This window comes from Priestia sp. MDV22-iso46, assembly GCF_058629175.1.
Genome location: NZ_JBZVWT010000001.1, coordinates 1,674,079 through 1,686,355, shown reverse-complemented (window position 1 = coordinate 1,686,355; position 12,277 = coordinate 1,674,079). Strand labels below are relative to the sequence as shown.

Here is a 12,277-nt window from a genome sequence, read left to right as displayed (position 1 = left end):
ACGTTTGTATATGTACGGGAGAGGTTCGAAAACTCCCTCTATAAAAAACTAAGATCATCGTTGATGACAAAAGACACGGTTTTAGCGTGTCTTCTTTCACGTGCTTTTCTATCAACGCGTCTTTTTGACGTGTATGTTGGCGAGGACGTGTATCTTAGTTGCTTTTTAGGGAGATTGCTGGAAAAGAGCAGTCTCTTTTTTGTGTTATAAAATTAGTCACAAAGGGAACGAACGGTTCAATAAAGTTTCTTCTTCTTTTGATTTCAATCAAAAAGGAGACGAACAATAATGATGAAAAATGAAAAAGCTATTGTTGTATTTAGCGGAGGTCAAGATAGTACAACATGTCTATTTTGGGCTTTGAAAAACTTTAAAGAAGTAGAAACGGTTACTTTTCAATACGGTCAGCGTCATAGTCAAGAGATAGAGGTAGCAAAAGCTATCGCAGCTGATTTAGGTGTGAAGCATACCGTACTAGATATGTCACTTTTAAATCAATTAGCACCAAATGCCTTAACGCGAGATGATATTGAGATCGAGCAAAAAGAAGGAGAGTTGCCTACAACGTTTGTGGACGGCCGCAATCTGTTATTTTTATCATTTGCAGCCGTACTGGCTAAAAACAGCGGAGGCCGTCATATCGTAACAGGCGTTTGTGAAACTGATTTTTCGGGATATCCAGACTGTCGAGATGTATTTGTAAAATCGTTAAACGTCACGCTTAATTTATCAATGGACTTTGAATTTGTGATTCATACGCCGCTTATGTGGATTGATAAAGCAGAAACGTGGGCGTTAGCGGATGAGCTAGGGGCGCTTGAGTATGTGCGTGAAAAAACATTAACATGCTACAACGGTATTGTTGCTGATGGATGCGGCGAATGTCCCGCATGTCAATTGCGAAAACGCGGGTTAGATCAATACATGCAAACAAAAGAAGGAGGAGAGGAATAATGCTGCAACAAATGTATCCTCAAGTATTTCATGACTATGAATATGAACTGAACAAAGATATGCAGTTTGCTGCGGCACACTTTGTTCCTCACACAGAAGCAGGAAAATGCCGTCAAGTCCATGGACATACGTATTTTGTAAACCTAACTGTTGCCGGAGATACATTAGACGAAGCGGGCTTTTTAGTAAACTTTGCGCTATTGAAAAAAATTGTTTCTGGTCAATTTGATCATACATTATTGAACGATCATTCTATCTTTAATGAAGAAAATCCAAATGATTTTCCTACAACTGAAGTTGTTGCTCGTAAAATTTATGAGTTGGTTCAAGAATATCTAGACACACTACCAAATAAGCCTTCTTGCGTACAAGTATTCGTGCGGGAAACGCCGACAAGTTACGTAGTTTACCGCCCAAAGAAGGTGAAAAAACGTGGCTAATACAATTCCAGTACTTGAAATATTCGGACCAACGATTCAAGGGGAAGGAATGGTTGTAGGACGTAAGACGATGTTTGTTCGTACCGCGGGCTGTGATTATTCCTGCAGCTGGTGTGATTCAGCTTTTACATGGGATGGATCTGCTAAAAACGATATTCGTCAGCTAACAGCAGAACAAATTTGGACGGAGCTAAAAGAAATTGGAGGAGAGTGCTTTGATCACGTCACCATTTCTGGAGGAAACCCTGCGCTTATCAAGGCGATTGGTTCACTTGTAGAGCTTTTGCACAGTCATGGGGTAAAAGCAGCTCTTGAAACACAGGGAAGCCGTTATCAGGATTGGTTCCTAAAAATCGATGATTTAACGATTTCTCCTAAGCCTCCAAGTTCATTAATGAAAACAAATTTCTCCGTATTAGACGATATTATAGAGACATTAATAAAGGAAAAACGCATGGCGCATATAAGCATAAAAGTCGTTGTATTTAATGATGATGACTTTGAGTATGCAGCCTCTGTTCATGAACGTTATCCTGAGGTTCCATTTTTTGTTCAGGTAGGCAACGAGGACTTAACGACAATCGATAATGCGTCGTTAACACAAGAATTGCTTAAAAAGTATGAGTGGTTAATCGATAAGGCAGTGGCAGCTAAAAACATGAACGATGTAAGAGTTCTGCCGCAGGTTCACGCCCTTGTTTGGGGAAATAAACGAGGCGTGTAAGCGCATAGCAAAAAATTTACAAAGAAAAATAAAAACAGATATATACAAAATAAAAAAACGCTGTTAGAATGACAATCGTAGAAAGAGAGGAAATGCAAATGAGCGGTCGAAAAGATGAAGAATTAGAAGGTGTATCACTCCTTGGAAATCAAGGAACAAACTATTTGTTTGAATATTCACCAGAGATTCTAGAAGCATTTGATAACAAACATCCAAATCGTGATTATTTTGTGAAATTCAACTGTCCAGAATTTACGAGCTTATGTCCAAAAACAGGTCAGCCGGATTTCGCAACCATTTATATTAGTTACATTCCAGATGAAAAAATGGTTGAAAGCAAGTCGTTAAAGCTTTATTTGTTCAGCTTCCGTAACCATGGAGATTTCCATGAAGACTGTATGAACATTATTATGAATGACTTAATTAAACTGATGAATCCAAGATATATTGAAGTATGGGGAAAATTCACACCACGCGGCGGGATTTCAATTGATCCATATACAAACTATGGGCGTCCCGGTACGAAGTATGAAGAAATGGCTAATTATCGCCTGATGAATCATGATTTATACCCAGAAACAATTGATAATCGTTAATTCGAACAAACAGGTTGTGTATGCAACCTGTTTTCCATTGCAAAAACAACAGGTGAGAAGGTGAAAGAATGTCACAGAGATCAGCATTAGTATTAGGTGCAAGCGGACTTGTTGGTCAAGAACTTTTAAAAATGTTATTAAGCAACAGCTTATATAACCATGTGACAGTGTTTGTTCGAAAAAAGCTACCAATCGAACACACAAAGCTACGTCAGCTTGAAATTGATTTTTCAGAGCTTGATAAGCACGAAGAATGCTTTGCAGTTGATGATGTATATTGCTGTTTAGGCACGACAATGAAAAAAGCAAAAACAAAAGCGAAATTCATTAAAGTGGACTACGAATTTCCTTTAAAAGCGGCTAAATGTGCAGAAAAATATCGCTGCAAAAACTTTTTAACGATTACAGCAATTGGTGCTGATCTTCGTTCGCCATTCTTTTACAGTAAAGTAAAGGGGCAAGTAGAAGAAGATATCGCAAGCTTGTATATCCGTTCTACTCACTTTTTCCGCCCATCGTTATTATTAGGAAAGCGCCAAGAGTTTCGCCTATTTGAAAAGATTGGGGGATACACGTTAAAGTCGTGTTCATTTTGCCTTGTAGGAAAGTGGAGAAAGTATCGTCCAATTAAAGCGTATAACGTAGCCAAATCGATGATGAAAGCTGCCCTTGAAGATAAATGTGGCGTTCATGTACATGAAAGCCAAGACATTTATACAGGTGAATGCTATTATTCGTTTACCAACGGTAAGCGAGTATTATCAAAATAAAGAAAAGCCTCTTCATAAGAAGGGGCTTTTTTTCTATCTTCCGTCACCATCCGCATCTCCACCGCCATCTCCATCGCCATCGTGATCGTGGTTAGAAGCAGATTCACTCCAGCTTGTGTAGGAGTTAGAATCTTCTTCGGCATAATTCATGGGTTCAACGGATGTTTTTTTATTTGAAGTTTGTTTGCGTTTAAAAACGAACTGCACGATGAAAAAAAGAATGACAATAAGAGCAACGATAAACAATACAGTATCAAACATGCTAGTAATTCCTTTCGGTAAGAAGATAGTAGTAGCTTGTTCTTATTGTCACACGAAAATAAGCCCCTTTCAAGAAAAAATGGGGCCTGTTTTTGTTTCTTTAAGGAAACTTTTTTTATCTCAGCCATATATTATTGTATAAAGAAACATTTTAGAAAAGAGGGAGTACAGTGAAAAAAAGTTCGAAGGATGTTAAGGTGCAACAGTATATTTACCTCATGTATAAGCTGGGGATTATTACAGAAGAACAAAAGAATCAATTCTTTCAAAATCAATAAAAAAGCAACCGCTTTTGCTTTCCGGCTGCTTTTTTCCTTTACATAGCTGGATTAATGATGGTGTAGTTTTTGTGGTTGACAACAGTTCGCTGTTCTAAGTCTAAATCGCGGTAGTTTGTCATGTAAGTCAAATCTACAATCACGGAGTTTTCATTTACTTTTTCGACAATGCCCTGTAAGCCATTTTTAAATTCTATCAAGTTTCCTACCTCTGCTATTTTCATGATTCATCGCTCCTTTGTTTTAAATTAGTTCATTATAAATTTTTTCAATAATTTTAATTTTAAAAATAGTAAAACTAGTTAGCGTTTTCTTTTTTACAATTTTGCCTTAAAACTGGGAATTAGTAAAGGGTTTTTTGAAAAAATATAAAATAAAATTGAAAAAATAAGTAAAATGTGCTGAGAAATAAAAGGAATTGGTAGCTTTAACGAAAGAGAGAAGCAGGACAGTTCCATCTTTGTTCATCTTTCGTTATAATAAACGAGGTATAATCTTGTCATAAATTATAAGAATTAGAAGGTGTAGAAATTGAAAGATACTGGACTCGTGCTCGAAGGAGGCGGTATGAGAGGCCTTTATACAACTGGAGTTTTAGATTACTTTATGGAAAGAAATCTGTATCTTCCGTATGTAATTGGCGTTTCAGCCGGCGCTTGTCATGCCACTTCTTATTTATCTAGACAAATAGGAAGAAGTCGCAAAGCTAATTTAGATTTTTTAGAGGATCCTCGCTACTTGTCGTGGAAAAATTATTTTAAAACAAAAGAGATATTTGGAATGGATTTCGTTTTTGATGAAATTCCTAATCAGCTTCTTCCATTTGACTTTGAGGCATTTGCTGAGCGTACAGAGAAGCTTGTAGTAGGAGCAACGGACTGCGTGACGGGAGAACCTGTTTATTTTGATGAGTATGACCGGGACATTTTGACAGCGGTTCGCGCTTCTAGTTCCCTTCCATTTTTAGCACCTGTCGTTACATATAAAGGAAAAGAGCTGTTAGACGGAGGAATCAGTGATCCGATTCCAATCAAAAAAGCAGTGCAGGATGGATATAGAAAAAATATTGTTGTGCTAACGCGAAACGAAGGATATCGAAAAAAGAAATCAAATATGCTTTGGTTATTGAAGCGCAAATACCGTCATTATGATGGGCTGACTCGTGCGCTTGAGAACCGCTATAAATTGTATAATGAAACATTGTCATATATTGAAGAACAGGAAAGACAGGGGAATATCTTTGTGATTCGTCCGCAAACCCCTCTTGTAGTAGGGCGAATTGAGAAGAATCGTGAGCGTCTCGACGCTCTTTACAACCAAGGATATAAAGAAGCTGAAGCTCAATTTGCATCTCTGCAAAATTGGCTGAACAGTTAAAAGCGAGGTGAAACTGAATGGATGAACAAACAGCGATAAACATGTTGAATGAGTTAAGTGAAGGAAAAGTAACCGAAATTAAAGTTAAAAAAGAAGACTTTCTTGCTTTTCGCCCTTTTTTAGTAAATCGCCCTGATTTCAAACATTTTCGTGGAATAGCTGGACGCGGTGGAGATTTCACCTATACGTATCTAGAAATTCCTAGGAGCTAAACGAAATGATGGCATTATTTGATTATGCCTTATATAATGGATGTATGAGCCTGTACAGTAGAGAATATACTGTTACAAGTGCTTGTGCGTTTATTTAGTAACGTACGGTAAGAGCGAATAAACGTGTTTAGTTATAGGAGGGATATTATGGATGAGTTTCGAAAAAGTACAGCACCTTTTTATTTTGCAGATCATATATGGAAAGATAAAAATGGAATGACGACTTATGGGATGCTGTTAACGAACCGGCCCGAAGATGACGGGGACTATGACCTCCATTCGTTATTAGAAGAAGCATATGTAGATCATAAAAAAATTCTAATTACTACTGTTTACGACAACAGTGAACAGCAGTTGAGCGGATACGTGATACATTTATCAGATGATCAAGACGTCTTTACGTTTATGGATGATACGGGTGCTAAGCTAGTGATTGATTTCTATGATGTTGTAGAAATTGAGATCGAAGATTAAAAAGAGCTGAATGTTGATTACAACATTCAGCTTTTTTGTGTAAAAGTAGATGAATTTAAATGTTTATCATAAGAATTATAAGGGAAAAACAAATGAAGAAATTTCTGATTAAACTGAAATAAAGCGGGAAAATATACCTGCATTTTAGAAAAATTACCGTGATTATGACAAAAAACAAGGTACAATGTCATAATTGTGTTTCGAACGTAATTTTGTTCATCAAACTTAAAGAAATGTAACTGAATCGTTCGGTGAAACCCCTATATAGCTATGATAGAGTAATACCATACGAAATTTCAGGAGGTATTACCTATGAAACATAGTTATATGAAATCAATGGTAGTAGCTTGTTTAGCTACTCTTTCATTTATAGGTTTTAATGCAACAGCTACGGCTGCAACTAATTATAAAGTAGTCAAAGGCGATAGTCTTTGGAAGTTAGGTAAAAGATATAGTGTAACAATTGACGATATTAAAAAAATAAACAATCGTCAAGGAGATATGATTTATATTGGTGAAACATTAGCGATTCCGAGTGAGACAAAAGTGCTGGCTGCTGAAACAACGGAACCTTCAACGGCAGCACCGGCTAATACGGTTAAGCCAGAAGCAAAACCCGCAGAGCAGGAAACACCTGCAGTTTCGATCTCTGCAAGTGAAAAAGATTTATTAGCTCGCTTAGTAGAAGCTGAAGCAAAAGGCGAATCATATGAAGGAAAAGTAGGGGTAGCAACAGTGGTGTTAAACCGTGTAGATTCTCCGAAGTTTCCAGATACGGTAACAGGAGTTATTAAACAAGTTGTCGGAAAAGCATACGCTTTTTCACCGGTCCAAAACGGATCAATTAACAAACCTGCTTCAGAAGATTCGAAAAAAGCAGTAGAGCAAGCATTGACTAGAAAAGATCGTTTAGACGATTCCATTTACTTTTATAATCCAAAAACAGCTACCGATAACTGGATTCGTTCACGTGCTGTAATTAAAACAATTGATCATCATGTATTTGCCAAATAAAAAAGAGCCGTTCTGGCTCTTTTTTTTAGTCTAAAAAGATATCTCGTTCCAAACTGCCTTCAGAACCTGTTAAAACCAGACCAATATCCGTATCAGCTTCTAAGTTCTGAACGATAGTAAAAGGCACTTTATGTTGGTTAGCCGCTTGAATATAGGGGGAGAGGTATGAATAAGACAAGGAGCCATTTAAAAACAAATGACCGTCTTTCACTTTTTTTAAAAGAGGCTTTATTTTTGCTGCATCCTTTTTCATGACTTGCCCTTTTTTTAGCGCAATTTCAATATTTTCACGTAGAGCAGTTAGGAAATATCTTCTTTCGTCTCTTTTTGTTTCCTTTGCTCCGTACATTCCTCGTTCTAAGTATTCTTCTAGTTGATCAGACATTGCGTCACTTCCTTTCGTTATAAACTATAAACGATTATGGCTATAAGTAAAAGGCTTAGGAAAAAAGGAAAATCACTGTGCTATATCACCTGTTTTTTTGCTGAGTACAAAGAAAAACAAAAAATGTGTTGAAATTTAGCCTGAAATATTGTTTAATGTAAATAGATAGAAAATCATATCGGTTTTTTATTAAAGGTTTGTAAGCGATTACAGATATACATACATAGCAGCGTTTGGGGAGACGCTCCTATGATTTTATGTTCAAAGCGCATTGTATAAAAAGGGGATTATATAGCTTTAGGGCATATACGGTCAAGCAAAGGGTCAGATAAATTAATAAAAAATCGCTATGTATTTTCATAAGAAGAACGGTCAACATTTTTGTTGAGCGTTCTTTTTATGCGTTCATATTATGTTTATTTCTCATTGCATTTCTCTTATTTTACATAAGCTACATGTAGTATGTTTCAAAGCCTTAAAAAATATATGTCTGTACGCTTGTTTAATCCTAATGAGGTGGTAGAAAAGGAATATTTTTTAAGAAATCACAAAAAAAGAGGCGATTGCCTATGCAAGAAGTAGGTGAATAACATATGTAATAAAGAGAATGAAATATAATTTGAGGAGGCATGTATCATGCAAGAATTTGATATTAATGACATAAGAAGACCATTCGGTGGTTTTGGAGGATTTGGAGGCTTTGGTCGTCCAGGATTCGGTTTCGGGCGCCCAGGTTTTGGTTTCGGTCGTCCTGGTTTTGGCTTCGGCCGTCCGGGGTTCGGCTTTGGCTTTGGTCGCCCTTGGGGTTGGGGCTTTGGAGCTCCATTTCTTGGAGGATTAGTTCTTGGAAGTGCACTAGGAGGTCCAGGTTATTACGGTTATCCAGCACCATATTATCCGCCGTACCCACCATATTATCCTTATTATTATTAAAACAATGAGCGCTGATAAAGCGCTCTTTTATTATGTCCAGTCCAAGGTATATATAGAATGAATGCAAGACGTTACGTTTAGAAAATGATAACAGTTTTAAATAAGGAATGAACGCTTAAGCTAAAGGAGACAAGTTTTCCTTGCAACAATTGTTGATTTTGCTATAATAACTTCGGTGGCATTTTTGGTCACTGGGTGGGCGAGGGATAGATGAAAAGAAGGAAATTAGATTGAACGCATTATTTGAAAAGTTGTTTCGTTTAAACGACCACCAAACAACTGTCGGAAAAGAAAGCTTAGCTGGGGTCATTTCATTTCTTTCCATCGTGTATATTATTGCTGTTAATTCAACCATTTTGTCTGATGCCGGTATTCCGCTTGAAGCAGGAATATTCGCAACAGTAGCTTCGGCTTTTGTAGGCTGTGTTATTATGGCTTTTTGGGCAAATGCGCCTCTCATCCTGGTGCCAGGTATGGGGATTAATGCATTGTTTACGTATACGATGGTTCAATCAATGGGGTTATCTTGGCAAGAAGGGTTATTAGCAGTAGTGATATCCGGCTTTCTTTTTATAGCATTAGCTTTTTCACGACTGTCTGCCAAAATTGTCTCTTCGATTCCGCATTCGCTAAAAGAAGCGATAACAGTCGGTGTTGGCTTATTTTTAACATTTATCGGTTTGCAAAAAGGGAAGCTTGTAGTTCCAAGCGAAAACACTTTTGTAGCACTTGGAGACTTGTCAGATCCGTTTGTGATCAGTACGCTGTTGACGTTAATTATCACAATCGTACTGTTTATCCGAAATGTGAAAGGTAACTTTTTGTTAAGCATGATTGCTGGATCAGTCCTTGCCTTCTTACTTGGTGTAAGAAGCGGTGCAGAAAAAGGACAGTCGGCTGGGAGCGTGAACGACTTCTTTAGCAGCTTTGGCACATTGTCTTTTGGAGCTATTGGAGACGTTGCGTTTTGGGCAGCTGTCTTTTCATTAACAATGGTATTGATTTTTGAAAATATCGGTTTGCTGCATGGTCAGCTAGGTATGATGAATCAAGATAGCAAATTTCCGCGGGCCTTTCAAGCAACAGCCGCCTCAGCTTTGCTAAGCGGCGTGTTTGGAACAAGTCCAACGGTGTCTTCTGTAGAAGGAGCATCTGGTATTGCAGCTGGAGGGCGAACGGGTTTAACATCGCTGATTACAGGAGTTTTATTTTTAAGTTCACTTCTGTTTATTCCATTTATCAAGCTGGTGCCAGATAGTGCTATTGCACCTATTCTTATTGTTATTGGAGCATTGATGATTCAAAATATCAAAAACATCAATTTACAGGACTTAACAGAAGGTTTCCCTGCATTTTTAATTATTGCGCTTATTCCTCTTACGTACAGCATTGCTGATGGAATTGCATTTGGGTTCATTGCGTATCCACTGCTTAAATTATTCCTTGGTAAAATGCGTGAAGTATCGATGTTTATGTATGTAAGCGCGCTGTTGTTTTTCTTGAATTTTGTGCTGCATTATATTGCTTAAAATAGACAGCTGAGTACTTTTGCTCAGCTGTTTTTTGTGTTTGCGGTAAAGAATCCTCTTTTTAGATATCATACTCCGTATTTCGTGTCCTTTGGCTAATCTGCCGCTTCTAAAATGACGTTTCCTGCGTAAAGTAGTACAGAAGTCGTAGGGGGATATAAGGGGGAGAAAACGATGGGAATTAAATTAATTAAAATATCAGCCGTTTATTTTGGAATTGGCATCATATTGGGGTATTATATGTCAATTGTTCACAGCTACGCTTTGACACCTGTTCACGTGCACATCAATTTATTAGGATGGACATCGCTTACGTTAGCGGGAATTATTTATTATTTGTTTCCTGCGTTTAGCGAAAGTAAATTAGCCAAACTGCACGTATGGTTGCATAATATAGGATTACCGGTCATGATGATTGGTTTATTTTTCATGATCGTACTAGAAAACCAAGCTTTTACACCCGTAGTGGCAGCAGGAGCAACACTTACGGCTATTGGCGTTTTAATTTTCGTATATCACATCCTTAAAAATTTGAAATCTGAACGATGAACGAAGAAGGTCGTTGACGATGGCTGCTAATTTCAAAAGGAAAAAGAACCAGCTATAGCGAATATACATGTAAACAAGGTGAAAGTGTGATTTACATAAAGATGTGCTAGGCATCTTTATAAGGAGGGGTAAGCTGCAGGGATTTCTAGCTCTTATAAAAGCCAATAAAAGGGCTGATTATAAGTTTCTTGCGGCGGAGATACTATGGGAGAACATCAACAATTAGTGCGTGTTAGGGAGCTAGCAAATGAAATTATTCGACTTCGTCTTCAAGACCGTACGACTTATGACGAATTAGAGTTGCAAAATAATGTAGAGTTGTTGTCTCGTTCTGTGGTTGACTTAGTAAACATTATGTTAGCCGAAGATGTGGATTCGTCTACGTCTTTAAAAGCTACAGCTTCTAAAATGAAAATGGTGTATAATAACATGCATCAAGCTGAGAAAAAAGATTATTTGCATTTCTAATTGCTAGGCTCCTTTTCGCCACAAACGAAATGGAGGTGTACGAGGCAGATGCTATCGTCACTAACGACTTCTGAAGCTATTGTAGCATCCGTTCTTGCACTGGTTGTCATTGCCGTTTCCATTATCTTTTTTGCCACTCTTATTATGGTTGTTGTTCGACGAGAAAGAATCAGCAGCTTGGTTAATCACGGAGAGCATGCAGATGGGAAGCAAAAAAGCTTAGGTGAATTTTTTCGTTCTTTACGAAAAAAATAACTACCGTTTTCTTATTAAATAGATAAAAGCGGTCAATTTAAACGTTGACCGCTTTTTTTAGGTTGTTTGCTTATTTTTTTCTAAAACAATACGCGCTGCTTCACTAACTGATGACACAACAGCAGAGGCGTGGCGCTGAACAGCTTCAGGAGCTGTAGCCATAGCGAAACTGTTCGGCGTTAATTGGAACATAGGAATATCATTAAATGAATCCCCCACACATGCAATTTCCTCTGGTTTTAGCTGAAGATGATTTAATAAAATTTCAATGGCATTTCCTTTGCTGATATGTTTAGGCATAATATCCAAACACTGCTTGGCAGAAATATATGTATCAATATAATCACCAAACTCTTCGTTCACTTCTTTTTGCAGAGCTACCATTTCATCATGATCTCCAAGAACCGTGATTTTAGATGGAGAAAGAGCGTGACCAAATGAATCTGTCATTTCAATTTGTTCTTCGATAGGGAAAAACATGTGAGTTTCAATTGCTTCAATAATTTCATTTCGCTGCTCTACATAATTGGTGTCGTTTGAACAGACAAGCGTAATACGGTTAGGATCTATCGTTTTTTTATAAAGTTGAACCGCTAAATCATCTTCAAACACTTTTCCATGAAGTTCTTGATTTTCTTTGGTCCACACAAATCCTCCGTTTTGGCTTATGCGATGAAATGTATTGTTAATATCAGTAGAAATTTTTAAAATTTCCGTATCCATTCGTCCAGAAGCAAGACAAACCTCTACTCCTTGGCGCTGAAGTTCACTAAGTGCGTCTGCATTATGCTGTTCTACGTATTTTTCTTCGTGTAAAAGAGTGCCATCTAAGTCGCTTACAAATAATTTGATCATTTCTTGAAAATTCCTTTCCCTGAAAAATTTGCTGTGGTAAGAGTGTTACAAATTTATTACATTCCTTATTCTATCAGTGTTTCCCAAGAAACTCATAAAAAAAGCTCAAACCTGCGGTGAATTCAAAGAGATTGAGACATAACTACATCAATTTTTCCCGCAGGAGTCTTCGCCTTGCCCTTCAATAAACAGCTAGAAACAGC

General features: G+C 37.5%; 18 protein-coding genes and 1 riboswitch. Of the genes, 14 read left to right on the top strand and 4 right to left on the bottom strand.

The features are described 5' to 3' along the window. Window positions 1-14: 14 nt before the first annotated feature. A riboswitch (PreQ1 riboswitch) is annotated at window positions 15-58 on the top strand. A 230-nt stretch (window positions 59-288) separates the two neighbouring features. From queC to AC4NPH_RS08660, 5 genes are all read left to right on the top strand, one after another. Next, window positions 289-954, top strand: coding sequence for a 7-cyano-7-deazaguanine synthase QueC (gene queC / locus AC4NPH_RS08680; protein ID WP_013082241.1), 666 nt, complete (start codon window positions 289-291; stop codon window positions 952-954). Continuing rightward, window positions 954-1,394, top strand: a complete 441-nt coding sequence (gene queD, locus AC4NPH_RS08675; RefSeq protein ID WP_013055983.1) for a 6-carboxytetrahydropterin synthase QueD — start codon at window positions 954-956, stop codon at window positions 1,392-1,394. The genes queC and queD overlap by 1 nt, the downstream gene beginning before the upstream one ends. Then, a complete protein-coding gene (gene queE / locus AC4NPH_RS08670) occupies window positions 1,387-2,118 on the top strand; it encodes a 7-carboxy-7-deazaguanine synthase QueE (RefSeq protein WP_013055984.1) in 732 nt (243 codons plus the stop codon). The genes queD and queE overlap by 8 nt, the downstream gene beginning before the upstream one ends. 98 nt (window positions 2,119-2,216) lie before the next feature. Further along, complete coding sequence (queF, locus tag AC4NPH_RS08665; protein WP_013055985.1) at window positions 2,217-2,714, top strand: preQ(1) synthase; 498 nt, start codon at window positions 2,217-2,219, stop codon at window positions 2,712-2,714. A 68-nt stretch (window positions 2,715-2,782) separates the two neighbouring features. Next, window positions 2,783-3,484 carry an NAD(P)H-binding protein gene (locus AC4NPH_RS08660; RefSeq protein WP_013055986.1) on the top strand — a complete coding sequence of 234 codons (702 nt, stop codon included), beginning with the start codon at window positions 2,783-2,785 and terminating at the stop codon, window positions 3,482-3,484. A 33-nt stretch (window positions 3,485-3,517) separates the two neighbouring features. Here the strand turns inward: AC4NPH_RS08660 and AC4NPH_RS08655 are convergent, their stop codons facing one another. Together AC4NPH_RS08655 and AC4NPH_RS08650 are read right to left on the bottom strand one after the other, a co-directional pair. Beyond that, on the bottom strand, window positions 3,518-3,745 hold the full coding sequence (locus tag AC4NPH_RS08655; RefSeq protein WP_063670951.1) for a hypothetical protein: 228 nt from the start codon (window positions 3,743-3,745) through the stop codon (window positions 3,518-3,520). Between the two features lie 316 nt (window positions 3,746-4,061). Then, window positions 4,062-4,247, bottom strand: coding sequence for a YkvS family protein (locus AC4NPH_RS08650; protein ID WP_013055988.1), 186 nt, complete (start codon window positions 4,245-4,247; stop codon window positions 4,062-4,064). A 307-nt stretch (window positions 4,248-4,554) separates the two neighbouring features. Between AC4NPH_RS08650 and AC4NPH_RS08645 the strand changes: the two genes are divergently transcribed. The 4 genes from AC4NPH_RS08645 to AC4NPH_RS08630 all read left to right on the top strand — a co-directional run bounded on the left by AC4NPH_RS08645 (window position 4,555) and on the right by AC4NPH_RS08630 (window position 7,100). Next, a complete protein-coding gene (locus AC4NPH_RS08645) occupies window positions 4,555-5,400 on the top strand; it encodes a patatin-like phospholipase family protein (RefSeq protein WP_013055989.1) in 846 nt (281 codons plus the stop codon). Window positions 5,401-5,417: 17 nt separating this feature from the next. Continuing rightward, complete coding sequence (ykzS, locus tag AC4NPH_RS08640; protein WP_013055990.1) at window positions 5,418-5,612, top strand: protein YkzS; 195 nt, start codon at window positions 5,418-5,420, stop codon at window positions 5,610-5,612. A gap of 147 nt (window positions 5,613-5,759) precedes the next feature. Beyond that, entirely contained in the window at window positions 5,760-6,086 is a 327-nt protein-coding gene (locus AC4NPH_RS08635) for a hypothetical protein (protein WP_013055991.1), read from the top strand. A gap of 312 nt (window positions 6,087-6,398) precedes the next feature. Continuing rightward, window positions 6,399-7,100: a cell wall hydrolase gene (locus AC4NPH_RS08630; RefSeq protein ID WP_053487018.1), complete on the top strand. Its 702-nt coding sequence runs from the start codon at window positions 6,399-6,401 to the stop codon at window positions 7,098-7,100. 25 nt (window positions 7,101-7,125) lie between these two features. On the opposite strand, the gene AC4NPH_RS08625 is transcribed toward AC4NPH_RS08630, so the two are convergent. After that, window positions 7,126-7,485, bottom strand: coding sequence for a YueI family protein (locus AC4NPH_RS08625; RefSeq protein ID WP_014461047.1), 360 nt, complete (start codon window positions 7,483-7,485; stop codon window positions 7,126-7,128). Between the two features lie 636 nt (window positions 7,486-8,121). Between AC4NPH_RS08625 and ymaG the strand changes: the two genes are divergently transcribed. From ymaG to AC4NPH_RS08600, 5 genes are all read left to right on the top strand, one after another. After that, the gene (gene ymaG, locus AC4NPH_RS08620) at window positions 8,122-8,418 is read left to right on the top strand and encodes an inner spore coat protein YmaG (protein WP_029325095.1); all 297 of its coding nucleotides are present in this window, start codon (window positions 8,122-8,124) and stop codon (window positions 8,416-8,418) included. A 230-nt stretch (window positions 8,419-8,648) separates the two neighbouring features. Beyond that, entirely contained in the window at window positions 8,649-9,947 is a 1,299-nt protein-coding gene (locus AC4NPH_RS08615; protein ID WP_013055996.1) for an NCS2 family permease, read from the top strand. Between the two features lie 174 nt (window positions 9,948-10,121). Then, complete coding sequence (locus AC4NPH_RS08610) at window positions 10,122-10,496, top strand: cbb3-type cytochrome c oxidase subunit I (protein ID WP_029325096.1); 375 nt, start codon at window positions 10,122-10,124, stop codon at window positions 10,494-10,496. A gap of 204 nt (window positions 10,497-10,700) precedes the next feature. Next, window positions 10,701-10,964 carry a hypothetical protein gene (locus tag AC4NPH_RS08605; RefSeq protein ID WP_013055998.1) on the top strand — a complete coding sequence of 88 codons (264 nt, stop codon included), beginning with the start codon at window positions 10,701-10,703 and terminating at the stop codon, window positions 10,962-10,964. A gap of 48 nt (window positions 10,965-11,012) precedes the next feature. Further along, complete coding sequence (locus AC4NPH_RS08600; RefSeq protein WP_013055999.1) at window positions 11,013-11,219, top strand: hypothetical protein; 207 nt, start codon at window positions 11,013-11,015, stop codon at window positions 11,217-11,219. 57 nt (window positions 11,220-11,276) lie between these two features. Here AC4NPH_RS08600 and AC4NPH_RS08595 read toward each other — a convergent pair whose 3' ends face one another. Continuing rightward, window positions 11,277-12,074 (bottom strand): Cof-type HAD-IIB family hydrolase, encoded by a 798-nt coding sequence (locus AC4NPH_RS08595; protein WP_013056000.1) that lies wholly within the window; start codon window positions 12,072-12,074, stop codon window positions 11,277-11,279. Between the last annotated feature and the right edge of the window lie 203 nt (window positions 12,075-12,277).